23 protein-coding genes and 2 tRNA genes are annotated in these 25,317 nt (G+C 56.5%); 10 read left to right on the forward strand and 15 right to left on the reverse strand.

Annotated features, from left to right (window positions below):
- Positions 1-11 precede the first annotated feature (11 nt).
- The 3 genes from TAM4_RS08285 to TAM4_RS08295 are packed head-to-tail and all read left to right on the forward strand — an operon-like array spanning position 12 to position 3,184.
- Positions 12-1,106: a tetratricopeptide repeat protein gene (locus tag TAM4_RS08285; protein ID WP_237702075.1), complete on the forward strand. Its 1,095-nt coding sequence runs from the start codon at positions 12-14 to the stop codon at positions 1,104-1,106.
- On the forward strand, positions 1,103-2,041 hold the full coding sequence (locus TAM4_RS08290; protein ID WP_014122792.1) for a dipeptidase: 939 nt from the start codon (positions 1,103-1,105) through the stop codon (positions 2,039-2,041). The genes TAM4_RS08285 and TAM4_RS08290 overlap by 4 nt, the downstream gene beginning before the upstream one ends.
- Before the next feature lie 9 nt (positions 2,042-2,050).
- Positions 2,051-3,184: a DUF257 family protein gene (locus TAM4_RS08295; RefSeq protein WP_014122793.1), complete on the forward strand. Its 1,134-nt coding sequence runs from the start codon at positions 2,051-2,053 to the stop codon at positions 3,182-3,184.
- Here TAM4_RS08295 and TAM4_RS08300 read toward each other — a convergent pair.
- Positions 3,181-3,888 (reverse strand): RAD55 family ATPase, encoded by a 708-nt coding sequence (locus TAM4_RS08300; protein WP_014122794.1) that lies wholly within the window; start codon positions 3,886-3,888, stop codon positions 3,181-3,183. The two genes, TAM4_RS08295 and TAM4_RS08300, sit on opposite strands and share 4 nt — an antisense overlap.
- Positions 3,889-3,955: 67 nt before the next feature.
- On the opposite strand from TAM4_RS08300, the gene TAM4_RS08305 reads away from it, so the two are divergent.
- A complete protein-coding gene (locus TAM4_RS08305; RefSeq protein ID WP_014122795.1) occupies positions 3,956-4,813 on the forward strand; it encodes a methyltransferase domain-containing protein in 858 nt (285 codons plus the stop codon).
- Here TAM4_RS08305 and TAM4_RS08310 read toward each other — a convergent pair.
- The 5 genes from TAM4_RS08310 to TAM4_RS08330 all read right to left on the reverse strand — a co-directional run bounded on the left by TAM4_RS08310 (position 4,810) and on the right by TAM4_RS08330 (position 12,954).
- Positions 4,810-6,213, reverse strand: coding sequence for a metal-dependent hydrolase (locus tag TAM4_RS08310; RefSeq protein WP_014122796.1), 1,404 nt, complete (start codon positions 6,211-6,213; stop codon positions 4,810-4,812). The genes TAM4_RS08305 and TAM4_RS08310 overlap by 4 nt on opposite strands.
- Before the next feature lie 6 nt (positions 6,214-6,219).
- Entirely contained in the window at positions 6,220-7,542 is a 1,323-nt protein-coding gene (locus TAM4_RS08315; RefSeq protein ID WP_014122797.1) for a tripartite tricarboxylate transporter permease, read from the reverse strand.
- Positions 7,543-7,552: 10 nt separating this feature from the next.
- Positions 7,553-9,499: a DNA-binding protein gene (locus TAM4_RS08320; protein WP_014122798.1), complete on the reverse strand. Its 1,947-nt coding sequence runs from the start codon at positions 9,497-9,499 to the stop codon at positions 7,553-7,555.
- A 106-nt stretch (positions 9,500-9,605) separates the two neighbouring features.
- Positions 9,606-11,012: an OB-fold nucleic acid binding domain-containing protein gene (locus TAM4_RS08325; protein WP_014122799.1), complete on the reverse strand. Its 1,407-nt coding sequence runs from the start codon at positions 11,010-11,012 to the stop codon at positions 9,606-9,608.
- A gap of 70 nt (positions 11,013-11,082) precedes the next feature.
- A complete protein-coding gene (locus tag TAM4_RS08330; RefSeq protein WP_014122800.1) occupies positions 11,083-12,954 on the reverse strand; it encodes a S9 family peptidase in 1,872 nt (623 codons plus the stop codon).
- 116 nt (positions 12,955-13,070) lie between these two features.
- Here TAM4_RS08330 and TAM4_RS08335 point away from each other — a divergent pair, with 116 nt between their 5' ends.
- A complete protein-coding gene (locus TAM4_RS08335) occupies positions 13,071-13,406 on the forward strand; it encodes a hypothetical protein (protein ID WP_014122801.1) in 336 nt (111 codons plus the stop codon).
- Here TAM4_RS08335 and TAM4_RS08340 read toward each other — a convergent pair.
- Positions 13,374-14,021: a serine/threonine protein kinase gene (locus TAM4_RS08340; protein WP_014122802.1), complete on the reverse strand. Its 648-nt coding sequence runs from the start codon at positions 14,019-14,021 to the stop codon at positions 13,374-13,376. The genes TAM4_RS08335 and TAM4_RS08340 overlap by 33 nt on opposite strands.
- Before the next feature lie 54 nt (positions 14,022-14,075).
- Here TAM4_RS08340 and TAM4_RS08345 point away from each other — a divergent pair, with 54 nt between their 5' ends.
- A complete protein-coding gene (locus tag TAM4_RS08345) occupies positions 14,076-14,303 on the forward strand; it encodes an Lrp/AsnC family transcriptional regulator (protein WP_014122803.1) in 228 nt (75 codons plus the stop codon).
- Between the two features lie 24 nt (positions 14,304-14,327).
- Here TAM4_RS08345 and TAM4_RS08350 read toward each other — a convergent pair whose 3' ends face one another.
- The 4 genes from TAM4_RS08350 to TAM4_RS08365 all read right to left on the reverse strand — a co-directional run bounded on the left by TAM4_RS08350 (position 14,328) and on the right by TAM4_RS08365 (position 18,666).
- Positions 14,328-15,002, reverse strand: a complete 675-nt coding sequence (locus TAM4_RS08350; protein WP_048150394.1) for a TIGR00153 family protein — start codon at positions 15,000-15,002, stop codon at positions 14,328-14,330.
- A gap of 4 nt (positions 15,003-15,006) precedes the next feature.
- Entirely contained in the window at positions 15,007-16,218 is a 1,212-nt protein-coding gene (locus TAM4_RS08355) for an inorganic phosphate transporter (RefSeq protein WP_014122805.1), read from the reverse strand.
- A gap of 101 nt (positions 16,219-16,319) precedes the next feature.
- Positions 16,320-17,261, reverse strand: coding sequence for a carbamate kinase (gene arcC, locus TAM4_RS08360; RefSeq protein WP_014122806.1), 942 nt, complete (start codon positions 17,259-17,261; stop codon positions 16,320-16,322).
- 142 nt (positions 17,262-17,403) lie between these two features.
- Entirely contained in the window at positions 17,404-18,666 is a 1,263-nt protein-coding gene (locus TAM4_RS08365; protein ID WP_014122807.1) for an NAD(P)/FAD-dependent oxidoreductase, read from the reverse strand.
- Between the two features lie 236 nt (positions 18,667-18,902).
- Here TAM4_RS08365 and TAM4_RS08370 point away from each other — a divergent pair, with 236 nt between their 5' ends.
- Positions 18,903-19,343 (forward strand): hypothetical protein, encoded by a 441-nt coding sequence (locus TAM4_RS08370; protein ID WP_148258670.1) that lies wholly within the window; start codon positions 18,903-18,905, stop codon positions 19,341-19,343.
- Positions 19,325-19,942, forward strand: coding sequence for a hypothetical protein (locus TAM4_RS08375; RefSeq protein WP_048150413.1), 618 nt, complete (start codon positions 19,325-19,327; stop codon positions 19,940-19,942). Before TAM4_RS08370 ends, TAM4_RS08375 begins: the two co-directional genes overlap by 19 nt.
- Before the next feature lie 29 nt (positions 19,943-19,971).
- On the opposite strand, the gene gor is transcribed toward TAM4_RS08375, so the two are convergent.
- The 3 genes from gor to TAM4_RS08390 all read right to left on the reverse strand — a co-directional run bounded on the left by gor (position 19,972) and on the right by TAM4_RS08390 (position 23,535).
- Positions 19,972-21,930 carry a glyceraldehyde-3-phosphate:ferredoxin oxidoreductase gene (gene gor / locus TAM4_RS08380; RefSeq protein WP_014122809.1) on the reverse strand — a complete coding sequence of 653 codons (1,959 nt, stop codon included), beginning with the start codon at positions 21,928-21,930 and terminating at the stop codon, positions 19,972-19,974.
- Between the two features lie 131 nt (positions 21,931-22,061).
- A complete protein-coding gene (fbp, locus tag TAM4_RS08385) occupies positions 22,062-23,189 on the reverse strand; it encodes a fructose-1,6-bisphosphate aldolase/phosphatase (RefSeq protein WP_014122810.1) in 1,128 nt (375 codons plus the stop codon).
- Between the two features lie 109 nt (positions 23,190-23,298).
- Positions 23,299-23,535: a hypothetical protein gene (locus tag TAM4_RS08390; protein WP_014122811.1), complete on the reverse strand. Its 237-nt coding sequence runs from the start codon at positions 23,533-23,535 to the stop codon at positions 23,299-23,301.
- A 91-nt stretch (positions 23,536-23,626) separates the two neighbouring features.
- Here TAM4_RS08390 and TAM4_RS08395 point away from each other — a divergent pair.
- Together TAM4_RS08395 and TAM4_RS08400 are read left to right on the forward strand one after the other, a co-directional pair.
- Positions 23,627-23,766, forward strand: a tRNA-Trp gene (locus TAM4_RS08395).
- Between the two features lie 344 nt (positions 23,767-24,110).
- Positions 24,111-24,186, forward strand: a tRNA-Gln gene (locus TAM4_RS08400).
- A 429-nt stretch (positions 24,187-24,615) separates the two neighbouring features.
- On the opposite strand, the gene TAM4_RS08405 is transcribed toward TAM4_RS08400, so the two are convergent.
- Entirely contained in the window at positions 24,616-25,302 is a 687-nt protein-coding gene (locus TAM4_RS08405; protein WP_014122812.1) for a hypothetical protein, read from the reverse strand.
- Between the last annotated feature and the right edge of the window lie 15 nt (positions 25,303-25,317).

A 25,317-nucleotide genomic window follows, 5' to 3' on the forward strand; every position in this document is an offset into this window, starting at 1 on the left:
AGACAATAGTGATGAGTATGAGTTCGTACGATGATATACTCGTGCTCGCTTCTAAGGGCCTCTTTGAGGAGGCCGTGAGGGCCGCCGGGGAGATAGAGGACCCCTTTGAGCGGGCCGACGCGCTTCTGGAAGTGGCATTCAGGGCGAAGGACGAGCGGAAGGACATGGTCCCCCTTCTCCTCGAGGAGATAGAAAGGGCCCTCAAGAAGATCAAAGACCCCGGGGACAGGGCCTACATCTACTCAAAACTCGCCCGCTTCCACGCGGCCATAGGAAACGGAGACGAGTCAACGGAGTTCTTCGACAGGGCGGCCGAGGAGATAGCGAGGATAAGGGACGAGGGAGAGAGGGCAATAGCGATGGCCGTTCTGGCCCAGAACCTGGCCCTCACAGGCCTGACGGAGGAGGCCATTGAAACCTTCAACGAGGCCTTTGACGCGGTCATCTCCGCCGAGATGGACTACCGGACGAAGCTCGACGTAATAACAGAGATAGCCGGCCTCATCGAGAGCGCCGGCGACAGCCTCGACTCGCGAGAGGCCATAAGGTTCTACGAGATGGCCTACGACATCTTCGACAAGCTCAGGATAAGCCACAGGGCCGCGGACGTGGAGAAGAAGCTGAAGATGGCTAAAACACTCTACTATCATGGCCCGCCCGAGGTCAGGGCGGCCCTGCTGGAGGGCAGGTACCACTACGCCCTCAAGCTCATGGAGAAGCTCTACAAAGATCCTCAGGAGAGGTTCATAGCGATGCTCGAGATGGCGAGCTGGCTGAAGCAGATAGGCGTTCCCGAGTACCTCGACGTGCTCGAGGGGGCCTTCAAGCTCTTCGAGAGGATAGGCCTCTCGGAAACCAACGTCCAGAGGGCGGCCGCGATACTGAGCGGCATGGGGGAGCTTGAGAAGGCCCTCCGCTTTGCCGTGGACATCAAGGATCCGGAGAAGAGGGACGATGCCCTCGCGGCCATCTCGCTTAAGCTGGCCGAGAGAAAGGACTTTCCCGAGGCAAGGGAGGTTGCCAAGCTCATAGGGAACTCCATGCTGAAGGCAAGGCTCCTCGAGGAGATAGCTAGGATTGAGGAGGAGAGCAGGTGGGAGATATGATATGGGTTTTCGACGCCCACTCGGACCTCCCCACCCTCGTCTGGAGGGAGAGGGGGAAGGGCAAGACCGGGATCCTCGAGTCCCGCTTTGAGGAGTTCTTCGGTGATTACGTGAAGGCCAGGGTTATGTCCGTCTGGACGCCCGTGGACAAGAGGCCCATTGCCCTGCGCTACGGTCTCGAGGCCGTTATGAGGCTCAAAAAAGACGTTGCCGAGAGCTCAAGGCTCGAAATGGTAACCTCTGTCGAGGGCATGGAGAACGCCATAAAGGAAGGAAGGGCCGCTCTGTGGCTCGGAATGGAGGGGGGAGAGCCGATAGAGAGCCTCGACGTTCTGGAGGTCTTCCACAGCCTCGGGCTCAGGGTTCTGACCCTCACGTGGAGCCTCAGGAACCAGATAGGCGATGGAGTCTTTGAGCGGACCAACGGCGGGCTAACGAACTTCGGAGCGGAGGTCGTTGGAAAGGCGGAGGAACTGGGCATTCTGCTCGATCTGAGCCACATAAACGAGGCCGGCTTCTGGGACGCCCTTGAGCTGACCTCCTTCCCGGTGATAGCGTCGCACTCAAACGCGAGAAAACTGTGCGACAACCCGAGGAACCTGACCGACGAGCAGCTGAAGGCAATAGCTGAGAGAAACGGGGTCGTCGGGGCGGTTGCCATTCCGGGCTTCGTGGACGAGAGCAACCCAACGGTAGAGAGGTACGTCGAGCACATCCTCTACATGGTCGATCTCATAGGCCACAGGAGCGTTGGGCTCGGTTTCGACTTCATCTACTACCTCGAGGGCTGGAGCGGAAAGGTCGTCAAAGGCCTCGAAAACGAAGCGGGAATACCGCGCCTTCTTGAGCTGCTCGGAGAGAGGCTGAGCGAGAGGGAGGTGGAGGCGATAGCGTACGGGAACTTTAAGAGGGTTTTTGAAGAAGTAGTGGGGTGAGGTGTGGAGATGATAGACGAGCTGCTCGGGGAGATGAAAACCGGGGAGATAGCCCTCATTGAGTACGAGCCCACCTCGTCGCCGGAGATGGCTTTCCACAGGATCGTGGAGCACTTCCTTGAGCGGGACGTTCCGGTTCTGGTTGTGGACGTTCTCGATACTCTACACACGTTCAACGAGCATCTGAAGCGGCGCGGTCTTCACCTGCCCGTTGAAAAGCTGACGGTGGTCAAGGAAGGCGGAAGGATAAAGCTGGGAAACGTCATCGGGGAGGTCTTCATACCCTCCGAACCCAGCGAGTTCACCTACCATCAGGTTCAGTACTCGAAAACGGTCAGGCCCTTCTTTGAGGCGGACGAAAGGCCAAAGGCGATAATAGTTCTCGGCATGGAGAAGTTCATACTGCCGTTTCAGAACGATCTGAGAAAGGTCGAGATGTACTTCGAGATCATCGAGAGGCCCCTCATAGCGCCGGGGGGCAAGTACACCTTCCTCTTCATAAACAGGGCGGTTGCAAACGAGTACGTGCTGAAGAACCTTGAGGGCGAGAAGCACTACGTCCTCGAGCTGAGCGGAGAGGCCAGGGTCACCAAGACGCCCTTCAGCCTGCTCCAGATCGAGAGCGGACTTCTGCTGGTGGAGTACGGCTCCAAAGACCATCCGGAGCTGGTTCTCGGTTCTGCCATCGACGACCTCAGGGCGGGGAACGTTCTCGTTGTGGACGTTGCGGACACGGGAATGGTCGTTGGAAAGCACCTTGAGGCCATGGAATGGGACGTTGAAGAACAGCCCCGGGTCGTGAAGATCGGGGGAAGGGTCGAGTGGGGGAAGACAATAGCGACGCTTGACGTCTACAACGAACCCGCGGTCTTTCTAAGAAAGCTCGACGGAATACTGAAGGGCGAATCCCCAAAGGTCGTCCTCTACTTCGGGATGGAGAGGATTCCGAGGTTCCACAGGGATCCGGCGAGGATCATCCTGACGATAGCCAACAGGGCCGCGGCGGAACTCACCGCCCCGTACTCGGCAGTCTACCTCATCAACAGGGACGTTGCACCCCCGGAACTCAGGGGGCTCCTCGAGGAGACCGCCGAAGGGGTCATAGCGTTCCGCGACGGAGGATTCGAAAAGCTGAAGGGCTAAACCGCCTCAAAGGGGCTCCTCCGCTGAACGACAAGGCCCCTCTGGGTGAACTCCATCAGGAAAAGGCCGGTCTCGTGCTTCGTCCTTCTCATTTTCAGGATCTGAACGGCCCTGACCATCTTCTTCTCGAGCAGGAAGTAGTGGAGCATTATGACGCCGCTGACGAGGTAGTGCTCCTCGGTATAGCGGTTGAGGTCGGTCATCTCGGCTATGAGGTAGGTGGTAACGCCAAGATCCTCGAGACCGCGGACGAAGCGGGCGAGCTCGGCCTTCTTCTCGGCAGGGTTCTCCATCGAGAACTCTATGGCCGTGAGCGGATCGATGACAAGGCGTGAAATCCGCTCGTCCTCCGCTATCTCCCTTATCCGCAGAAGGACGCTTCTCCAGGTAGGAACGTGCGCCGATTCCCTCCAGAGAACGGGGCCCAGGTCAAAGAGCAGGAGCCTTTTCGTACCGGCGTAAACCTGGACCGATGGATCGAAGCGTATCATGTCCTTCACTGCCTCGTTGGGATCCTGCACGAGGGAAACGTAGGCAACCTTTTCGTTCCTCTTAGCGCCGTCTATGAGGAAGTGCATGCCCATCGTCGTCTTCCCGCTGCCGGGAGGGCCGGTTATGAGGTACACCTTACCCGGGATTAGGCCACCCTCTATGAGCTCGTCCAGTCCCGAGATCCCGGTCGAGATCCTGTCGGCGAAGGGCATGTTCATCACTGAATAGTTGGGCGGCAACGTATTAAACCTTTGCCATCTACGGTCCAGGGGTGCGGAAATGGAGGAGATCTACTACCTGACCTCCAGGGAGGCGAGACTCCTGCTGACCTCCAGGAACTCGGTCAGGGTAAACCTCGATCTGCGAAAGACCGGCAGAACGTGGGAGGTGAAGAGGGAAGGGGACGAGTTCGTCTTCCCCGACGGAACGAGGGTTTCCAGAGAGATCATAGAGAGGATCGCGAGGGACGCGGAGAACGTCTACTTCATCAGGAAAGGTGTCTACAAGGCGGCCATCGCCGGAGAGCACTTCTACAAGCTCGTGCCGACGATTCCGCCGACGATTGAGATAAACGGCATCAGGATGCACAGGACGAAGGGGGTAAACCCGCTCCAGGACACGAGGAACAAGGTGAACGCGGTTAAGCCGAAGGAGGGCGAGACGGTCTTAGACACCTGCATGGGGCTCGGCTACACGGCAATAGAGGCCTCGAAGAGGGGGGCCTACGTAATAACGATCGAGAAGGACAAAAACGTCATCGAGCTTGCCAGGATAAACCCCTGGAGCAGGGAGCTCTTCACGGGCGGTAGAATCCAGGTGATCCACGGCGACGCCTTCGAGGTCGTGAAGCGCTTTAAGGACGAGAGCTTCGATGTCGTAATCCACGATCCGCCGCGCTTTTCCTTAGCCGGCCAGCTCTACTCGGAGGAGTTCTACCGCGAGCTTTTCAGGGTTCTAAAGCCCGGAGGGAGGCTCTTCCATTACGTCGGCAATCCAGGGAAGAAATACCGCAGAAAGGACCTCCAGAAGGGTGTCATGGAGCGGTTGAGGAGGGCGGGCTTCGTCGGCGTTAAAAGGGTCGAAGAGGCGCTTGGAGTCGTTGCGAGAAAGCCGGAAAACAAAGGAGGGAAGAACTAAATCCCTCCGACCTCCTCCAGCTCCTCAAAGGCTTCGAGGTTCGTGTAGTAGTCCATGAGCTGGGCTATCTCCTTCCTCAGCTTGAAGCTCTTCGCTATCGCTATGCCAAAGCCTATTATCGAGGGCCATATCAGGAGCAGGAGGAGCTTTGCATCGCCTATCGGGATCGGCCTCGGTTCGGTGAAGCGGTTGAAGTTCCAGATCATGAAGGCTATCATCAGCCAGGCTGTGGAGAAGTTCGTCAAGCCGCTGCCGCTCTCGCCGAGCTTGAAGCCCGGAATGACGTCCTTTGTGATCGGAGGCAGCAGATTGCTCCCCATGAAGCCGAGCTGGTCCTCGAAGACGTGCAGCCACTGGCCGATCATCGAGGCCAAAGCCAAGTCAGTGGCGTGGTTGTAGCCAAGTAACTTGAATATCGCGTAGACAACTGCACCTATTATGATGCCCATCGTGAGCGAGTGGCTGAAGCCGTGGTGCCAGGGCAGGAAACGGTCCTTGACGACCGTTTTACCGTTGAACTTTGCCCTCCTGAAGGCTATCTCCGGGCCGGAGAAGGAATCCACGCGGGTTGGCTTCGGATAGGTCTTGATGAAGGGAACGTTCACCTTCGCTATTCCGTAGCGCCTGTACTCGGGCGGCTTGTCCGTTATCGCCACGCCACCGGGCGTTACTATCGGCCCCATCTCAACGCGAACTTCCCTCTTCGGCGGATCGAGATGAACGAAGAACTGCCTGTAAACGTCCCCCGGAAGGCGGATGTTGTGGATCTTGACTATCCTCTCGCCCCCGTGGTAGGCCTCCTCTATTGCTCTGGCTATTGTCTCGGCTATGCCCTGTGGGTGAGGGGCGTCGCTGACGACGAAGCGGAGCTCGTTATCGACCTCGTCCACGTCAACGTAGCCGAAGACGAGGATCTCCTTGCCCTCCTCGATCTGACCGAACTCCTCCTCGAAGAACTTGTAGTCGTCCCCAACGGCCTCGACGGTTATCCTTCCGGTTCCGTCGTTGAGGACGAAGACGATGCTGTTGTACTCCTCCTCAACGGTCCTCTGCTCGCCGTTCTCGTCGAGGATTGTGTAGGTAACGGTTCCGGAACCCCTCGTCAGTATCTCCTCGACCTTTCCCTCGATGGCGAAGAACTGGTAGCGGTTCTTCTCGCTCAGCTCCTTTATCTTCACGAGCTTCGGAGCGTAGTGCTTCTTCTCGTCCCAGGGAGCGGGATCGATCTCGTAGTCCCTCCTGGCGAAGAACTTCCCGAACTTGAAATCGACGAAGTCCGGGAAGTAGGCGGCGGCAGCCGCTATTACCGGGAGCAGGATCCCCATCCTGAGGTCGGACACCAGCGAGGGGAAGAAGGTCGCAGCGGCGAGACCAGAGATGTAGTGGGTAAAGCCCCTCATTCCGCATCACCCCAGACCAAGGAGATGCATGAACTCGCCGGTGTGCCCGGTCATGCTTATCAGCACGGGCAGGACGAGGCCGCCGAGGCAGTAGCTCCTCCTCGTGTTGAAGGCAGCCGCCATCATGCCTATGGCAGTCGAGACGAAGAGGACAAGCACACCCATCGGGCCGGTGAGGACGTAGGAGATCACTATGAGAACCACCGCAACGACGTAGGAGAGCTTTCTGATGTGGACCACCGTGAAGCTCTTAGCTATGAGCCTGGAGAGGTAGTAGGTGAACACGAAGCTTATCCCCGCGCTGAGCAGGATGACGCCTATGGCCGCGAGGTACTCGGCGTAGCTCTTCGGCGTGTAGACCGAGCTCACCAGCCACGCCGCCGCCCCCCTCGTCAGCCTGAGGTTCGGCAGGAAGAGGAGCGTGAAGGCGCCAACGTAGTAGATCACCCTGTTGACGCCCTGGCTGATGATGAAGGCGTCATCACCGCGCTGGCTGGTTATGTGGCCCGCTATGAGAGCCCCCATACCTCCAGTGATTATCGGGTAAACGGCCGCTATCGTGCCTCCTAAGGCCCCTCCAAAGCTCGCCTTGAGGGTGTTGTAAACGCTGCTCTCGACCTTGTCGTCGACCTTCTGCGGGAGCATCGGCGGGTTGGAGAGGATGTTGAGGAGAACCCACGACATTCCGAAGAAGCCTATGAACATCGGCGTTAAGCGGGTGTAGGCGCTGGTTGAGGGAAGCAGATTGGTGTTCATGACCGCGAAGCCGAGGACGCCCGAGAGGAAGAACACCAGCATTCCGCCGAGTATCTGCCTCCAAGCTAACCAGAGTCTCTGGAGGGGCGTTTTACCGCGGTCGCCCTCCTTGGGCCACTCGCTCATGAACATGAAGACCACTATGGCGGTGAGGAAGTAGGTTATGTAGGGGCTGGTCGCCTGGTAGATCGGCGGGAGGACCTTGGGGAAGATGAAGAGGGCGCTGAGCACGAGTATCAGCGTCCCGGCAACCGCGCCAATTAGGTATAGCAGCACGGCCTCGTGTCCCCTGCCGAGAAGCAGGTAGCGCTGGGTTGGGAAGAGGAGGAAGACCGCGCTCTCGTCGGCGACGCTGAAGTAGACGCTCGATATCGCGCTCACGTAGGCGTAGGCGACTATCGCGCCGATCGCGAAGAACGGAAAGGCCTGAACCGGCATCAGCTCGCCGACGCCGAAGACCGCAACGAGTAGGGCCATGATGTTGAAGATGTGAAAGCCGGGGATCCAGGAGATGACCGCCCCAAAGAGCACCCCGGCGAGCGACCAGACCAGGATCTCGGAGAGGGGAACCATGGGCATCACCTCACTCCTTGATCACCGCGTCTCCCCTGTATGGAACGACCTCAAAGGTTCCCCTATACTCCGTAACGTAGCCGCCGATCTTCACGGTGTCCCCCTCGCTGAAGGTCTTGTCGCCAAGAACGCTCTTTGGAATGAAGACGACGAGCTCGCCGCTTCCGTCGTCTATCGTGAGCTTGACGAAGAAACTCCCCGTGTAGACGCTCTTAACCGTTCCCTGAACGACGACGGTCTTTCCGAGCATGTCCTTGGAAACCTTCCCGGTCTCGACCAGGGGTGAGGCAACGGCCTTGACGACGTCAATCGAAACGACCTTGGAATCGTCGGCGTTGTAGGTTATCTCGAGCTCGCTTCCAGTTCCGGCCTTGAGCGGGTTGGGTATCATGTCGCGCGGAACCGTGAGGTTCGCCTTTCCGGTGTCGTCGGAGACCTCAATGAGGTAGTTCGGCTTGGAGTAGTAAACGGCCTCCCACTTCACCTTCAGCTTAACGGTGCCGCTTGCAGAGGAGAGTTCGGAGAGTGTTATCGTTCCGTTTCCGCCCTGGCCCTGGTTGGGGGTCGTAGTTTCGGTCGTTCCGCCGATTGGCTTTCCGTAGGCGACTATGGCGTCAGGGGTGTAGGGTATGACCTCGAGCGTTCCCCTGTACTCGTCGAGGTAGCCGGCGACCTTGACGCCGAGTCCGGCCTTGAGCTGGCCCTTCACGTTCTCGTCGAGCTCCTTGACAACGGATCCCGGAATGAAGACGGCTATCTCGCCTGTTCCATCGCTGATGACGAGCTTGAGGTTCGAGCCAACGTTGGCAGTGCTCACCACGTTGCCCTCCACAACCACTATCCTTCCGAGCATGTCGGCGGAGAGGTCCTTGATCTTGCTCAGCTCGGGCCTGACCGGGTTGATAACCTCGAACTTCGAGACCTTGAGCGTGCCGTTGTCGCCAACGAGGCCAATGGCCTTGATCCTCGATCCTGAACCGGCCTGGAACGGGTTTATCTCGGCCAGCACGTCCCTTGAGGTGTACAGAACGGCCGAAACGCCTCCGTCGCTGACGGTGACGAGGTATTGCCCGGACTTGTAGGTTATCTTCTCGAGCGTGGCCTCGACCGAAACGGTCTCCCCGACGTGGTCCTTGAGCTCGTTCAGCGAAACCTGCGGAACCTGCTGGGCTCCCATCACCCTGAAGTCCTTAAGATCCCTCACGACGATCTCGGGCGAGCTGCCCTTGTAGAGGTAAACCACTCCCGCTGCCTTGACCTGATCGCCGAGGGCAACCTCGGGGGCCTTTCCAACGACGAGGAGAACCTTGGGGATGAGAACGGTAACTTTGCCCGAGCCCGTGTCAACCTCCATCAGGATCCCGCTGCTGACGTTGTTGAGGGACGTAACGAGGCCCTCGGTGTAGACGTACTCGTTGGCCATCTTCTCGGTGAGGGTCGTTACCTTGGGCGGATTGCTGGAGTAGGCTTTGCTTATGAACTTAAGCCCATCCAGATACTGGAGCATTCCGTAGGTGTAGGTCTCCCTCACGCGGAGCTGGATTTCCGCCTCGATCCTGTCGCCGGGGAAGGGAACCTTCCCCTCCTCGATGAGCTTTTCCGCCAGCGGGGAATAAACCCTGATGTCGATCGAGCCCGTGCCATCGTTGACGGAGAAGGTAACGCTCAGCTTGCCGCCGGTTTCGGATACGTAGGGAACGCTCACAACGTTTCCTTCCACCCTAACGACGGCGTAGTTCATCAGGTAGTTGCCGTAGACGTCGCTTATCTTCGCCATCGGAGCCTGGGCGCCCTGGGCCGCTATGAGGATCAGGGCGACGCCGAGGACAGCTATGACGAGGGAAACGTACTTCAGCTTCGAGACGTCGATCTTCTTCTGCTCCTTGAGTCCGTGATAGTAAAGCTTCTTTTCCTCCTTTCTGGAGTCGGGATTTCCATTTGAGCCGTTTGAGGTCACGCTAACACCCCCCAACTTTCGGGATTTCGGGACGTAGCAAGGGAGTAGAAGGGCCGGGCTTTTAACAGTTTCGTGTATAACCCTGACCAGCGAAAAAATGAAAGGGTCAGGTCAGTATCTCGATGCCCTCGACGGAGTAGGGTATGATCTCTATCGTGCCCTTGTACTCCGTAACGTAGCCGCCGATCTCAACGGTGACCCCGTTCTGGAGCTTTGACTTCACGTCCTCCGGCAGCTTGGAAGCGACTGAGGAAGGCACGAAGACGGTTATGTTGCCGCTGCCGTCAACGACGAGGAACTTAAGGTTCGCGCCGAGGGTCTTGAAGTCCGAAACGGTTCCCTGAACGACGACGGTCTTTCCGAGGAGTTCTGTGGTAACGTTGGCCGTGCTGAGGAGCGGCGACGGCTGCGGGCTGACGACGGTGAGGTTGAGAACCTTCATCGAGGAGGCATCGACTACCAGGTGGAGCACGCTTCCCGTTCCGGCCTTTACAGGGTTCGGGAGGAGCTCCCTCTCCGCCGTGAGGTTCGCCTTCCCGGTGTCGTCGGAAACTTCAATGAGGTAGTTCGGCTTGGAGTAGTAGAGCCTGACCCAGGTGGCGTTGAGCTGAACCGTGCCGCTGGCCGAGGAGAGGCCGGAAACCGTAACCCACTGGACTTCAGTCTGGGTGGTCGTCGTGGTCTGCTGAGAGGTTGTTGTCGTTGTGGTTGTCGTCTCTATCTCGAGGGGCTTTCCGTAGGCAACTATTCCCTCTGGAACGTACGGGATAACCTCAAGTGTCCCCTTGTACTCGTCGATGTAGCCGCCTATCTTAACGCCGAGGCCCTCCTTCAGGCCGGAGAGGGTCTCGTTTGAGAGCTCCTTGACAACGGATCCCGGAATGAAGATGGCTATCTCACCGGTTCCGTCGGTGACGGTCAGCTTGAGGTTTGAGCCTATCTTCTTCGTGCTGACGATGTTGCCCTCGATGACGACGATCTTCCCGAGCATGCCGGCGGAGAGGTCCTTGATCTTGCTGATCGTTGGGGCCTTCTTCTCCACGACCTCGATTTCACCGGCCGAGAGCTGCTCCCGGGACTTCACCTCGCCGGTAACGAGGATCTTTGAGCCAACGCCGACCTCGAGCGGGTTGAGAACGGACAGGAGCTCACGCTTCGCCGTGACGTTTACCTTTGCCCCGTTTTCGCCGATCGATATAACGTAGACGTGGTTCGCTGAGTCGTAGGAGAGGCCGAGGAGAAGGCCCTCAACGCTGACGTTCTTTCCGACGTAGTTTCCTATTTCACCTATCGGTACCCTCGGAACGGAGGGCGTTGAGGTTGTGGTTGTGGTCTGCTGAGACGTCGTTGTGGTTGTTGTAGTTGTCGGGGCGGAGGAAGTGCTCGTTGTCTGGGCCTGAGAGCTGGTCGATGAGCTCGTTGGAGTGCCCTCTTTGGAGCCGCCCCCGATACAGCCGGCGGAGATCACGACCAGGCCTATCAGGAGCAGGGCTAAAGCAAACTTTGCCCTCATGGAGATTCACCTCTACCCAGTTCCGAGAAGCGGTATATAGCTCTTTCTGAAGAAAGTTGAGAAAAGGGGATCACTCCTTCCCGGACTTCAGTATCTTCTCGACGTCGAAGCCCTCCTCGTACTTTCTAAGCTTCCTCTCGAAGAACTCGATGAAGAGCTTGTAGCGCTTCGAGCGGTGCTTCGGGCTTCCGCGGATGCTGTGGCCGTGCGGGCCCCTCTTGAAGACAGCTATGTAGGCCTCCTTGCCGAGGTCCTTGAGCACGTTGTAGAACATCAGGCTCTGGTCGAGCGGACAGCGGTAGTCCTCGAGCGAGTGTATAAGCAGTATCGGGGCCTTCACGTTCTTCGCGTAGAACAGCGGGCTGAGCTTCCGGTAGTTCTCGTTTTCGAGTGGGTTCGGGCCGATGACCTCGACGTCGAACCAGAGGCCGATGTCCGAGAAGGCATAACTTGTCAGCCAGTAGCTTATGCCGTTCTCGCTGATTCCGGCCTTGAAGAGGTCGCTCTGCGTTAGCGCCCAGTTGGTCATGAATCCGCCGTAGCTTATTCCCGTTATGCCAACCCTCTCCCTGTCGGCCTGAGGCTCGAGCTTGAAGAACTCCTCTATTCCTGCCATTATGTCCTCGAAGTCCTCCAGGCCGGTTCTCTGGAGGACGCGGAGCGCGAAGTCTTCGCTGTAGCCGTCGCTGCCGCGCGGGTTGACGTAGACAACGTAGTAGCCCTTGTTCGCCATCAGCTGCATCTCGTAGACGAAGCGGTGGCCGTACATTCCCTTCGGCCCGCCGTGGACGGAGACTATCACAGGGGCCTTCTCGTCCTCCTTGAGCTCCGGTTTGAGGTACCAGCCGTCTATCTCAAGGTCCTTGCTCCCGAACCTGAAGTGCCTCGGCTCGAAAGTCTTGAGCTTCCTGAATATTGGCCCGTTGTAGTCGGTGACCTGCTTGAGCTCGCCGTCGTAGAGGTAGAGCTCGCCTATCCTCGTTGCCGTCATTATGAGGAGCAGTGCCTTTCCGTTGCTGGCATCCAAGCCGTAAATCCAGTGGTCGCCAACGACGACCCTCTCAGCTTTACCGTCCCAGAGCCAGAGGTGAACGCTGCCAGCGTCTGGCGTCAGGAAGTAGACCTTGCCTTCCGTTAGCTTCGCACCCCAGACGTCGAGCGGGCCCTCGTAGACGGGCTTGAGCTCGCCGTCGTAGATGTAAAGCCAGTCGTGCTCGCTCATGAACTTCTTTTCCCTCTTGCCGCTCAGGAGGATAGCTTTTCCGTCGGAATCAACGGCCCTGAGGGAAACGCGCTCGAAGAGCTTCTCCTCGTTTCCGTCCTTCCAGAGGTAGATGTCGTAGAACTTGAAGAGGGCCGGCTTGCCGTCCTCGCGGTGCGGGACGTTGATGAGTATTCCATCCCCGTGCCAGAGGCCGGAGCTAAAGCGGGGCTTCTCGAACTCTTCTATAACCTCTTCGGCCTCGGTGTCGAGGACCCAGAAGGTCGTCTTCTCGCCGTCGAGGAAGCCCATACTGTCGAACCAGAAGGGAACGTCGTCGTCGAAGACGAAGTCGTCATCGTCGTGCCTCTTGAAGCCGACCACCAGAAGCCTCCTTGAGTCGTCGTTCCACTGGAGGGAGCGAATGTTCTTGGCCGAGAGAACCTTCTTAGCCGAGAGAGTCTCAAGCTCGGCAACCCAGACCTCTGTTTCCTTCTTCTCCTCGTTGGGCCTCGTGAAGGCGAGCTTTCTGCCGTCCGGCGAGAGTCTCGGCATGGAGGCGTTCTCGATGAAGCGCTTTGAGCCGGTCTCAAGGTCCTCAACGACTACAGTGCTCTCGTACCTGTTGTCCTTCATGTTCACCTTGGTCAGGGTGTAGGCTACTTTCGAGCCTTCGATCCTCGGGTCGTTCACGTAGGCGAACCGAGAAAAGGTCTTCTCGTTCCATTCGATACCGCTCATAACGCTATCACCGTGTTATGATAAGCGCCGAGGTATATAAGCTTAACCCCGATGAACATCAATGGACATGGGAACCTTTAAAAAGAGCCCGCCGATAACGCTGGAAGGTGAGGGCGATGAAGGAAACAACGGCCGTTGCGGTGATATTCAGCACGGGACTGCTGCTCTCGCTCGCGCTGAGGACGTACTGGGGGGTTGTCTTCGCGGCGATGGGAATTCCCGTTTATCTCGCCTACATAGCGAGGGAGCAGAACATCCTCGCGAAGTCGAGGCTCTACGACAGGGACCTCTTCGTGATGATCGGAATAGCCATAGCGGTCATACTGGGCTTCGACTACTTCTGGGATCCAAGGGCTGGCTTAATAACGCTCGCGATAGTCGTGCCGGTCATAGCGGCTCTCCACGACAGGATGAGACGCTCAAAGGGTGGCCAGAACGTCCAGCACGGCTGAGAGCTTCCCCTCCCTCTTGTAGAGTCTAAGGGCGCTTTTCATAGCCTCTCGAAAGCTCTCGTCGAGGTTGAACCTCTCATAAAGCCTCCTGGATATCGCGTTCTTCCCTATGAAGAGCATTGCCATCGCCGAGGTCAGGTTGTTGGGCTTCCTCCAGTTGGCCTTCTCGAAGTCGATGATGTAAACGCGATCGCCGATTATGATGTGCTTGCCCCCCTGGATCTGGCCGTGATCGAGGTAAAGCCTGTCAAGTAAGGCAGTTTTCTCCGCTATCTGGAAGAGGTGCCTCTTCTCGACCTCGGCGTAAAGGATCGGCTCCCCCTCAGCGAACTCTCGAACGATGTAGCTCAGATTCTCTATCCTGCCCCGTGTGATGAGCGGGGGTGAAACCCCGAAGGGTGCTATGGCCTCGAGTATTCCAGCTTCCCTCGAGAAGTTGTCCCTGGGTGAATCCGGCCTCTGGAGCTTGACGATTACCCTCTTTTCCCCGAGCCTCCCGAGAAAAACGACGCTGGTCGTGCCCTTGGAGTACGGCTGGAGGGCCTCGATTCCAAGCCCCGAAAGCTCCCGGAAGAGGTTATCCCTTATGCGCTCGGGTATCAGGTGGTCGAACATGGCCCTCGATAACCTTAAATACCCCCTCCAATAAAATAGTTTTGGTGATAGCCCATGGTGACGGCTTTTATTTTGATGGTTACGGCCGCTGGAAAGGAAAGGGAGGTTATGGAGAAGCTTCTCGCCATGCCAGAGGTTAAAGAGGCCTACGTTGTTTACGGCGAGTACGACCTCGTTGTTAAGGTCGAGACCGACACGCTCAAGGACCTTGACCAGTTCATAACGGAAAAGATAAGGCGCATGCCGGAAATCCAGATGACCTCGACGATGATAGCGATCTGATTTCGTTCTTCTCTTCTTCCGCGCTCACTTGTTCATCATCAGCCTTATCCTCTCGGCGGCGTCTTTGGCCTTGTCCGAGATGTTGCTGAGCGTTCTCGCGATGTTGAGAATGTAGGTTCCGTCGCCCCACGTCAGCCTGTCCTCGTTTCTGAAGACGAGCCTCATCAGCTCGGTGTCAAGGCCGTCTATGTTCTTCTCAACCCCCTCGATCTCCCTGATGAGCCCGTACTCCCTCTCGATCTCCTTCTCGGCAAAGCCGCTCTCTATGACCCGGTCCATCTGGACTATGGCCTCGTAAACGAGCTTCGCGGCCTTGATGCTCTCCTGCCCCATCCTGAGTATCACGTCCTTGATCTCCTCCGGTATATCCCCCGGTCTCTTCACGAGCAGCCACTTGGCGGTGTCCTCGGCGGCGTCGGCAACCTTGTCCTGCATGTGGAGGTATATGAGCACGTCCTCCCTGGCAACGGCCATCATGAGCCTCGAACTGAGCGAGTCCCTTATCTCCTCCTTTATCCTGTCGGCCACGTCCTCGAGCCGGTCGACCTCAACCGCGAGCCTCTCCATCTCCCCGTAGTTTCCGGCACGCCACGCCTGGAGGGCCCTCTCAAGGGTTTCAACGGTCTCGATGACCACTTCCGCGTGCTTTATGAGGGGTTTGAAGGGGCTCTTCGCGAAGAGCTTCGTCCACACCTGCATACGATCACCCCGCGAGCATCAAAACCTCGAAGATGAGGGCGCTTATAACCGCCGCAACGGGAACGGTCACGAACCACGAAATTACTATGTCACGCACGATGTCCTTGTTTATTGCCTTTACTCCCCTCGCAAGCCCTATCCCTATGACCGCCCCGACGACGGTGTGAGTGGTCGAAATCGGAAGGCCCAGCCAGCTGGCAACGAGAACCACTGTTGCGGCCGAGAAGTCGATCGTAAAGCCGCGAGTGTTCGTCAGCTCCGTTATCCTCTTACCGACTGTCTCCATAACGCGGTAGCCGTAGGTGGCAACCCCAACCGCTATGCCAAGGCCTCCCATGGCCAGAATCCACCTGGGCACTGGAACCTTCATGCCGCTCAGTCCCATCGAAGCCACCGCGTAAACGGCCGCAACTGGCCCTATGGCGTTGGCAACGTCGTTCGCACCGTGAGCCAAAGCCACGTAGCCTGATGTTAAAACCTGAACCCTTTTGAAGACGCTCTCCACGCCGATGAATGGATCGCTGCTCGGGAACCTCACCCGCAGAACCGCGTAGAGGATCAGAAAAACTGCAAAACCGGCTGGAAGGCCGTATTTCACAACCCCGGTCGCGAGGTCCTTCCCGTGGAGGACCTTGAGGTAGAACATCGTGCCGATGACCACGAAGGCCAGCCCGATCCAGAAGGGAGACCAGATACGCGAGTTCCTAACTGGATCCTCTGCCTGAAAGATGCTCCTCGTCAGAGCCTTGAACACGAGGTAGGCCATGACCGCACCGACGATCGGGGAGAGTATCCAGCTGAGCACAACCTGCGTCATCTTGCCCCAGTTGACGATGGAAAGCCCCGCGTAGACGATTCCGTAGCCGACTATACCGCCGATTATCGAATGGGTCGTTGAAACCGGAAGGCCGAACTTGGTCGCGATTATCAGCCATACGGTCGCGGCGAGCAGGGCCGCAACCGAACCGTAGATGAGAACGTTCGGGTCCGTTATCCTGTCCGGGTAGATAATGCCCTTGCGTATCGTCTCCGTAACGCTCTTCCCGAAGAAATAAGCACCGGTGAACTCAAGAACTCCAGCTATCAAAACGGCCTGCTTTGCCGTTATCGCGCCCGCCCCAACGGCGGTGCTCATGGAGTTCGCGGCATCGTTGGCACCAATCGCCCAGGCCATCGCGAAACCGACGACGATCGTGACGAGCAACCATGGATCCATGTCCCCCACCGGGGGAAGCTGAGGAAGAGAAAATAAATACCTTGCCGCAGTAGAATATAGACAGCCATATAGGCTAAATAGCTAACGATAGAAAATATAGATCAGGGCAGAACCTGCGTCCCGGTCTTCCCCTCAAGGGCCTCCACCGCTTTATCGAGCGAGGCTATGATCCCCCTCTCACCTCCCCACTCGACGAACCTGATAACGGCTAAAACCTTCGGCCCCATGCTTCCCTTCTTGAAGTGGCCTTCCGCGTAGTATTTCTTCAGCTCCTCAACCGTAACCTTTCCGAGCCACCTCTCGTCCGGCTTTCCGAAGTTTATTGCCGCGCCGTTGACGTCGGTAAGAATCATGAAGATATCCGCCTCAACCTCCTCGGCAAGCCTCTCACCGGCCAAATCCTTGTCTATAACCGCCTCAACGCCCTTCAGCCTTCCGTCCTCCTCGACGACCGGAACGCCACCGCCGCCGCTCGCGATGACTATGAAGCCCTTCTCGACGAGATCCTGGATTACGGGGGCCTCGACGTGCCCCTTGGGGTCAGGGCTCGGCACCACCCTTCTCCAGCCCCTACCGGAGTCCTCAACGACGACCCAGCCCTTCTCCCTCGCGAGTTTTTTGGCCGTCTCCTCGTCGTAGAAGGGCCCAACGGGCTTGCTCGGGTTCTGGAAGGCAGGGTCGTTTTTATCCACAAGCGTCTGGGTCACTATCGTCGCGACTGGCTTCTCAATCCCGCGCGCGCGGAGTTCGTTGATTAGGGCCTGCTGTATCATGTAGCCGATCTGCCCCTGCGTCATCGCTCCTGCAACGTCCATTGGCTGTGCGGGAATTCCATAAACTTGCTGGCCTACGTCCATGTGGAGGAGTAAAGCACCGACCTGCGGGCCGTTTCCGTGGGTTATAACGACCTCGTAACCCCTCTCGATTATGTCCGCTATCTGCCTGGCGGTTTTCCTCACGTTCTCCATCTGCTCCTCGTAAGTGCCCTTTTGACCTCGCTGGAGGATCGCGTTACCGCCGAGGGCTATGACGACTCTCTTCATGAGCATCACCTCCGGGATGAAAGGTTTCGTACTTGGGCATAAAAACGTTCGTTAGAAGCCACTGGTGTTCACTGGAAAAAGGTTCGAGAGCTGGAAAAATAAGTTGTCAAAGGTAAAGAAGAGCTGGGTGAAAGGGGGTAGCTCAGAGGTACCATTCCGAAAAGCTCCCAAAACCGAGCCTCTCAAGCGTCCTCATCACACCCAGGGCTATTCCTTCGACCTCTATCCCGCCGGGGGGTTTGTAGGCGTCGCCGACGACGTAGACATCTTTTACCGGAAAGTCCTCCACAACCTGACCGCTGGCAACCCTGTTCACCGGATTTCCGTCGAGGTACGTCTGTACCAGCAGGATTTCGCCCTCGCTATCGAGGTTCGGGAGGAGTCTGTAAATGTCCTCGATGCCCTTTCTCCGCTCGGCCTTGACGTTTTTACTCTGCAAAGCGTGGTGGAGCATTATCAGGGTGTAGCCTTCCCTGGCAAGCTCGGGGCTGAGCGAGGAGGGCTCGTTGTAGCCGTTTATCCTCTCGGTGTCGAGGGTAAACACGACGGTGTTGCCTATCCTCGGCTTCCCCTTCAGGGCGACGTTGTACTTTATCCCCTCGCTCGGCTTGAGGGAGTCAACGCGCTTAAGGTAATCGCTGTCGAAGTTGTCCCGACCTATCAGCTCAACAGTTTCTTTGATTCCAACGTTGGATACAAGAATATCGTAGGCGAACTCCTCACCATCGGCTGTGACGACTTTTTTCTCATCCGGGTCTATCCCGACAACCTTCTTCCGAGTGAGGACTCTTCCACCGTTGGCCCGGGTTATCCTTGCGAGTTCATCGGTTACTGCACTGCAACCGCCCTTGATAAGTCCCGGACCGCCCCACCTAAGTGCCGCCTTGATTTCCCTCGCCAGCTCTCCGGCCGGGACGTCCAAGACGCTGTCGGCCCAGCCGAGGAAGCTCCTGATGAAGAGATCAACGAACTCGTTGTCGCCTATCTTCTCTCGAATCCACTCGCGCCCGCTCATCTCGGCCTCTTCTCCCTCTGGGAGTTTGTTCCTCTTCACGTCGATGAGCAACTTCGTCGCCTTGGCCTTCTCGGTGAAGCTCAAATACTTCCAGCCCTCGCGGTAGTGGAAGGTCCTGCCCTCGTAGAAAATCATACCCTTCGGGTTAGAGTTGACTATCTGGACTTTTGCGCCAAGCAGTTTTAGGAGATGTGCCAGAGGCCCGTCCTCGCCGTGCGGGAGCATGTGGAAGGCACCGGTGGAGAGGCCGAAGCCCCTGTAGGGAAGGTTGGCGAACCTGCCGCCGATTCTCGGGGACTTTTCGAGAACTGTAACATCATAGCCGTTTTTGGCGAGAAATGAAGCGGTTAAGAGTCCGCCGATGCCCGAGCCTATTATCACAGCCCTCATTCTACCACCGGGAAGAGAAGAGAGGGGAAGGATATAAGGGTTTGGCTGTTGCATGACTATGCAACTCCTCATTCTAGCTTCGAAAACTTCGAAAATTTTGGGTAGACTAAACCTACAACTATCGCTTGCCACACTTAGAAAAGGGAAAAATCCCACTCAAAGTAAGAGAAAGTTTATAAGAAAAAGTTATAACAGAAAAATCAAGAAACCCAGAGCATAGCAGGACTTCGGGGGAGGTGATTCTGGTGATTTCTTATTTATTTTTTGCAATCTTGGTCGGCCTTGCAAGGGGGACGTCGCTTCTAATCCTCGGCCTAATTGGAGTGTTGATTTCACTCCTGAAGCCACATACGCTTAGAAAAAAGATTGTGTCCCTTGTTTTCGTCCTGTCTCTACTGTCCCTTAGGATAATCTATATCGCCAGAGACATAATGTTGCCTTATCTTCTACTTGCCCTTTTGGCATCCATTGTGTATGTGACAGTTGGTGTTGAAAGCGTAGAAACCATGAAAAAGTTCGCGGCCGGACTTTTTGTCTTCACAATCGCTTCTACTGTTAGTTCAGGTTCGTACGTTCCTACAATAGTTATATCCGCGCCTGCACTCCTCGGACTTCTTGTTCTTTATGGTATTGAAACAATTATTGGAGGGAACAAAGGATGGACAGAAAGAAGGTGATGGGACTGCTTTTGTTGGGAATACTGATGATGTTGGGTTATGGGCTTTGCGAGAATATCACCAACATTACAATAAGAGCCACAATAAATGAGAACTGGACGCAGTTCAACCTGACGCCGGGAGACGTTATGATAATAAAGATTTTGAACCTCAGCACCGCCAACGTGACCTTCATAAAAGGGCCAGAAATCCTTGTGTCCCTAATAGGCAGGGAATATCCCTCTCCGGCACCGATAGTGACGCTCTACTTTGACCTCAACGGCAGCGTTTATGCGTTCTTCCCATCAAAAACCCTCAGCCTGGGAGAATGGAAAAAGGGTGGGAATGTTACCCTTATATTGGCCGACAGAACAATAATGCTAGAAAACGGGAACATGATTAAATCCTTTGAAGCCCCGACCAGAATTGAAGCCGTCCACTATCTGGCAGTCAGAACAACATCGAGGATGATGAACGCCACATTGCAGATTGAAAGAATCAGCCTCTTCAGCAAAAAGCCGCAAACAACAGGCAACACAATTATTTCGATGAGCTTCGTCTATTTCTTGGCGATACTCGGTGTGGGAGTCCTGGCACTTGTCATTTACAAGAAAAAGTAGAGGGGTCAAAGTTCTTGGTTCTTTCCCGTTTATAACCTCCACTCAACCCCCAAAATCTCGCTGTAGGCTTCCAGGACTTTGCTCAGGTACTCCTTCGCAGTGCCGACCTTGTCGGCCCTGAACTTCTCGGCCCACCTTTCGTTTCCGAACTCCTCACTGCCGGCCGAAACGAGGTCTATGACGCGCATGCTGTCCCAGAAGACCGGGGTGTAGCCGGCCTTTCTGGCGTACTCGATGAGCCTCTTTATTTGCTTTTTCGCGTGCTCCTCCATGTCGATGTTCTTTCCGTAGGCCTCAAGGAAGAGGGCCTTCAAGACGGGCTTCATCCACTTCCTGTGGAAGCGGCACCAGCCGACGTTGTCGTACCAGAACTCCCAGAGGGCTGAAGCGACTATCTTCTGCGCCAGCTCCTCCGGCTCAAGGAAGACGCCGAACTGGTAGAAGGTCCAGTATCTTCCTTGAATCGGGAGCGGTATGTAGTTGCCTATCGCCCAGTACATCGTCGGCGTTATCTCGCCGTCCTCGCCGAGCGGAGTAAATACCGCGTAGTCCTTGAAGCTCTCGCCATACTCCAGCCTGTCCTTGAAGCGCTCGTCGAAGATTACGCTCGCCTTCCTCTTGCCGAGGCCAACTATCCTGGCTATCTCGTTCTCGCCGAAGGCAACCCGGTGGGCCAGTTCAGCCACGAGCTTCGCGTTGGTCTCGCTCGCCTCTATCGGTCTGTTGATGAGGGCATCCTTTGTGAAGTCCGGCTTGCCGCTTAAGCCAACCTCCTCCGGCTTGAGAAGCCCGCGGTGAAGCAGTTCGAGAACCCACGCGGCGGTTCCTCCGAACTCTATCGCGTCGAAGCCCATAGCATCGGCCGCGTGGACGCTTATGTCGCTCGCCCTCAGAACGATGCTCCCGCTGAGCGGACCGTTGGCCTCGTAAGGTTCGTACTCGACGTGGTGGCCGTTGCGGTACTTCTTGCAGACGACGGGACAGGGCTCGCCACAGGTCGTCCAGTTCTTGGGCTTTATGGCCTCCTCGTTGAAGGGCTCCCAGTAGTGCTTCATTATGTTCTCGTGGATTTTTATGCGCTCCTCCTTTGGAATGTAGGGCATCTGCCAGTTGAGTATCGGAACGAAGTCGCCCTCAGCCGGGTAGTTGCCTCCGAAGGTTCCGCCGGTGTTGAGCTTGGGGTTGAAGCGGTACTTGGTGGTCTTCTCGGCAATAATCTCGTTGTAGGGCTTCTTGTGCACGCCCTCGACTATGTCCTTCGCCGTCCTGAAGTTCGAGATGTCCTCGCCCGGGAATTTCCTCTTCCTCGGCTTTCCTCCGAAGATTATACCCACGACGTTGTGCGCCCTGAGCAGAACGCTTCCAGAGCCACCTCGCGCAGCCCAGTCCTCGCTACCGGCGAGGCGCTGGCCCTTCCTGAGGGCCTGAGAGAATATCGCGCCGTAGTTGGAGTTCAGCGCGGCCGGACCGACGACCGCTATCCTGTACTCAAAGTCAAAGCGCCCTCCAAAGGTGTCTATTAGGTACTGGGTGAGGGCATAGACACCCTCCTCGCCCTTGTAGCCCCTCCAGACATCGATTACCTTCTCAAGCTCAATCTCATGGAGCTCGACCCTAACGTTCTCGCCGTCGTTGTAGAGGAGAACCACGACGGGCTTCTCGGCTTTTCCCTCGAAGGTCACGAAGTCAACGCCGACGTTCTTGAAGGCGTAGGCGGCACCGCCCATCGCCGAGGGGAAGAGCGTGCCGTAGAGCGGTGAGCGGAAGAAGAACATGAGCCTATGTGCCCCAGGAAGAACCGAGCCCGCGAAGGGACCCATGCCCATTACAACGACGTTCTTCGGGTCGTAGGGATCAACGCTGTGGGTCTCGAGAGCCTCGTGGAGCTCAAGACCGTAGTCGATGATACCGTAAACGTTATCCCTCTCAAATTCCTCGCTCTCAACTCTGTTCTCGTCCAGCTTGAGCCTGAGAACCGTGAACCTCATGCTCCCACCCCTTTGTATCACTCCAAGTGTTAGGTAGAGAAGGAACGTATTTAAGTTTTTCCTGTTTCGCGGGGGACACGGGAGAAATGGACACTCCTGAACAGCGAGAAAGGGGAGCAAAAAGGAAAGGATCACTCGATGTCCTCGAAGCGCTCCTCAAGCCTCTTCAGCACACCCGGCAGGGTGGTGTACTCCATGTCCTCGAGCGGGAGCCTGTGCGGCTCGAACGGGCCGTGCCTGCGCATGTACTCGGTTATCTCAAGGGCCTTCTGCCTGGCGTAGTCGTAGGCAGGGTCGTCGAAGAGGTCAACCGGACCGACGAGCTTTCCTTCGGGGCTTATCTGCCAGCCGAGCGCGACAACCCTCGGCGGGCCGTCAAAGCGGGTCGGGTTGGCGTAGTTCATCGGAACGGGCATTATCGGGCCGTTGTGGGAACCGCGCATCCATCCGCTGACGAGGTGCGGGAAGGCGAAGGGCTCGAGGACCTCACCAAGGGCCGGAAGTCCGCTCTGGGCCCTGACTATGGCGACCGGGTCGTCCTTGCCGACGTATTCTCCAGCGATCTCGTAGAGCTTCTCGGTGCTGACGACAGCTACCGGCTCGTCCTTCGGAATCGGGTGGCCCTCCTTCGGATAAACGCGCTTGATGACGTAGCGGCTCTTGGCACCGATGAGTGCGAGAAGGTCGTAGACCTCCTCCGGGGTGTTGAGGATGACGCGCTTGTGCTTGAGGATGTCCCAGACCTCGAAGCGGAAGCCCATGTGCATCTTGGGGTCGATGACTAAGCCAGCGGTGTTGAACGGGTCGGCGAACATCCTGAATATCGGCAGGTTAAACGCGCCAGGCTCGGTCTTGTCCATGTGGAAGGTCACTATCGGCTCGCTCTTCCTCAGCGTTATCTCCATCTCAGCCACACCGGGCCCCATTCCGCGGACGTTTCCGCTGAATGCATCTTTGAGAAGGTCCTGTCCGGCACCGTAGAGGCCGAGCTCCTTAGCTACCTTGGTTGCCTCCTCGAAGGCCTTCCAGGCGAGCCCGTGAACGTCGGGGCTGTCAACGCCCTTCTTGTGGGTCATTATCAGCTGGAGGTCGTCGCCCGCGTAGGCCACGTAGAAGTCTATTATTGTACCCTCCTCCTTGGCCTTGGCGAGGATCTCTTCAGCGGTCTCAATGAGCTGCGGGTGCACCCTTGAGTGTCCCGGCCAGCCGCCTATGTCGGCCTTTATTACACTGATCGTTATCTTTTCTCCAACGGCCATGGCAACCACCGATAAGAATGGGAGTTTTATGCTTATAAAACGTTAATATCACCGCCGATGATACACACAAATCCGTCAAAATTAGGGAAGCAAAAATGGAGTTATGAACTCACTCGCAGATGTCGGTCCATCCGAACTGCTCTTTGACGACCTTGATGAGGTTTTTGAGCTCTTCCTTCTTGATGTTGACGCTTGAGCTCGCGCCAACGAGGGCTATGATGCCGTGAACTTCCTCCTGAACCTGTATGACGTCGTCGTGAACCTTAACGACCCTGAGCTCCCTCCTCGCCGTCTCGTCCTCCCCGATCCTAAATTTATCCTTGCCGATGACAATTGGCTCGGCCATTGGAACCACCGTTAGACTTATTGATGTCCAAAGTTAATAAAATTTGCCATCACAAAATTTATAAACCTCCCCCCGCTAAGGTTGGTCGGACGGGGGCGTGGTGTAGCCTGGTCCATCATCGCGGGCTCCAGAGGTATGAGGACTTGCGGGTTTGCTGATTGGGGATGAGCCTTTGGAGCTCTGACCCGGAGAAACCCGCGGACCGGGGTTCAAATCCCCGCGCCCCCACCATTGAAACTTTGCCTGGCAAAGTTTCATCAAAGTGAAGCATGCGTTTTAGAAGGGCTCATTTTCGGGTGGGTTTGCTCTCAAACTCGCCGTTTTCGAGCGTGTTTTCCCATTAGCGCCCTTCGGGCGCGTTTCAAGTTTAAACACCTTTCCCAAGAGCCCTTATTAAAACAAACCCAAAAACCAACGGATCACTTGGAAAGGCATGCACTCTATCCTTGCCCCTTGTGAAGGTTTGACTTTTTGGCCAAGTTTTGTTAAAGCTTGTTCCTCAGCCCCTCCTAAGGGGTGTGTTCAAACACCCGTCCTAAACTTTATAAGTTTCCTCTCAACTTTCTCCATCGGGCAGCCCCGTGGTGTAGCGGCCAAGCATGCGGGACTTTGGATCCCGCGACCCGGGTTCGAATCCCGGCGGGGCTACCACAACGAAAGACAAGGGGGCTCCGCCCCCTTATCTCTCTGTACTCTCAAACCCCCGGAGTGGGGCTTCGCCCCACAACCCCGTTTTCTTCCAAACCTCAGGGGGGCTAACGCCCCCACACCCCCAAACTTTATCTGCGCGAAGTTTGACCAAGGTCTGTGATTCTTCCTGAAAATTGCGATTTGAAAAAGGATTTTTCACTCAAACTTCACGATTCCAACCAGAATTCACTTCCAAAAGAGCAACATCCATAGGGGGTTCAAAACCTTTTAGCGCTCCTTTGGAGCGCGGTTCAAGTAGAACCATTGCAAAAAGGACCTTTGTTGGGGAATTCCTCTTCTAAGGGCTAAAGAAGTAGTAAAATCCTTTTTCAGGAGGGTCTTGTAAAGGAATCACAAACTTTTGGTCAAGCTTTGCACAAGCAAAGGTTGCTAAAATGCAAACTCCTCGACGCTGAACTGCTCGACGACCCTCTCGAAGTCGCTTTCCGGCGCGTAAACGAATCCACAGCGGGTGCACTTTAGGATACCGTTCTCCTCCGCGAGCGGGGAGAAGCAGACCGGACAGCGATACTCCTCCCGCCTCAAAGAGTCATAAACCTCGTCCCTCATGACGAGCAGGTTGAGCTCGCTCTCCCAGTCCTCGTGGAGCATTCCCCAGTAAGGGGTCTCGACGGGGTAGAAGTCCTCGAGGATTAGGGCCTTAATCCCTATCCCTCTGATTCCCGGCGGAAGTTTTTCAGCCGGCTCGATGGAAACGACGAACTGGTCGTAGAACTCTATGTTCTCGGCCCTAACGGTTAAACCCCTTGACAGCCTTGAACGGAGCGGAATCACCTGGAGGAACAGGCTTTCCCGCTCGACGTCCCAGCTCGCGCTTATTGAAACGCCCCCCTTCACGAAGAACTGGGTTATCGAGCGCCCGTCCCGCTCCTCTCCAGCGAAAGAAAAGCCCAGCTTCCTCATAGCCCTTCCGAGGAAGTTCGGCCGGGGGAGCTTTCCATAGTTAATCAGATACTCCCCTATCCAGCCGGCTAAGGGCATGGAGTAGCCGATGAAAGCCTGCCTCTCGACGCGCAGGTAGGCAACGCTGGGGAGGAGCTTGAACTGGTCGAGCATCGGAAGAAATAGGCG

This window comes from Thermococcus sp. AM4, from assembly GCF_000151205.2.
Classification (GTDB): domain Archaea; phylum Methanobacteriota_B; class Thermococci; order Thermococcales; family Thermococcaceae; genus Thermococcus.

Excerpts from the sequence above, each read along its gene's own strand:
- TAM4_RS08285 (WP_237702075.1), top strand. The coding sequence starts at position 12 with ATGAGTATGAGTTCGTACGATGATATACTCGTGCTCGCTTCTAAGGGC.
- TAM4_RS08290 (WP_014122792.1), top strand. The coding sequence starts at position 1,103 with ATGATATGGGTTTTCGACGCCCACTCGGACCTCCCCACCCTCGTCTGG.
- TAM4_RS08295 (WP_014122793.1), top strand. The coding sequence starts at position 2,051 with ATGATAGACGAGCTGCTCGGGGAGATGAAAACCGGGGAGATAGCCCTC.
- TAM4_RS08300 (WP_014122794.1), bottom strand. The coding sequence starts at position 3,888 with ATGCCCTTCGCCGACAGGATCTCGACCGGGATCTCGGGACTGGACGAG.
- TAM4_RS08305 (WP_014122795.1), top strand. The coding sequence starts at position 3,956 with ATGGAGGAGATCTACTACCTGACCTCCAGGGAGGCGAGACTCCTGCTG.
- TAM4_RS08310 (WP_014122796.1), bottom strand. The coding sequence starts at position 6,213 with ATGAGGGGCTTTACCCACTACATCTCTGGTCTCGCCGCTGCGACCTTC.
- TAM4_RS08315 (WP_014122797.1), bottom strand. The coding sequence starts at position 7,542 with ATGGTTCCCCTCTCCGAGATCCTGGTCTGGTCGCTCGCCGGGGTGCTC.
- TAM4_RS08325 (WP_014122799.1), bottom strand. The coding sequence starts at position 11,012 with ATGAGGGCAAAGTTTGCTTTAGCCCTGCTCCTGATAGGCCTGGTCGTG.
- TAM4_RS08330 (WP_014122800.1), bottom strand. The coding sequence starts at position 12,954 with ATGAGCGGTATCGAATGGAACGAGAAGACCTTTTCTCGGTTCGCCTAC.
- TAM4_RS08335 (WP_014122801.1), top strand. The coding sequence starts at position 13,071 with ATGAAGGAAACAACGGCCGTTGCGGTGATATTCAGCACGGGACTGCTG.
- TAM4_RS08340 (WP_014122802.1), bottom strand. The coding sequence starts at position 14,021 with ATGTTCGACCACCTGATACCCGAGCGCATAAGGGATAACCTCTTCCGG.
- TAM4_RS08345 (WP_014122803.1), top strand. The coding sequence starts at position 14,076 with ATGGTGACGGCTTTTATTTTGATGGTTACGGCCGCTGGAAAGGAAAGG.
- TAM4_RS08350 (WP_048150394.1), bottom strand. The coding sequence starts at position 15,002 with ATGCAGGTGTGGACGAAGCTCTTCGCGAAGAGCCCCTTCAAACCCCTC.
- TAM4_RS08355 (WP_014122805.1), bottom strand. The coding sequence starts at position 16,218 with ATGGATCCATGGTTGCTCGTCACGATCGTCGTCGGTTTCGCGATGGCC.
- arcC (WP_014122806.1), bottom strand. The coding sequence starts at position 17,261 with ATGAAGAGAGTCGTCATAGCCCTCGGCGGTAACGCGATCCTCCAGCGA.
- TAM4_RS08365 (WP_014122807.1), bottom strand. The coding sequence starts at position 18,666 with ATGAGGGCTGTGATAATAGGCTCGGGCATCGGCGGACTCTTAACCGCT.
- TAM4_RS08375 (WP_048150413.1), top strand. The coding sequence starts at position 19,325 with ATGGACAGAAAGAAGGTGATGGGACTGCTTTTGTTGGGAATACTGATG.
- gor (WP_014122809.1), bottom strand. The coding sequence starts at position 21,930 with ATGAGGTTCACGGTTCTCAGGCTCAAGCTGGACGAGAACAGAGTTGAG.
- fbp (WP_014122810.1), bottom strand. The coding sequence starts at position 23,189 with ATGGCCGTTGGAGAAAAGATAACGATCAGTGTAATAAAGGCCGACATA.
- TAM4_RS08390 (WP_014122811.1), bottom strand. The coding sequence starts at position 23,535 with ATGGCCGAGCCAATTGTCATCGGCAAGGATAAATTTAGGATCGGGGAG.
- TAM4_RS08405 (WP_014122812.1), bottom strand. The coding sequence starts at position 25,302 with ATGCTCGACCAGTTCAAGCTCCTCCCCAGCGTTGCCTACCTGCGCGTC.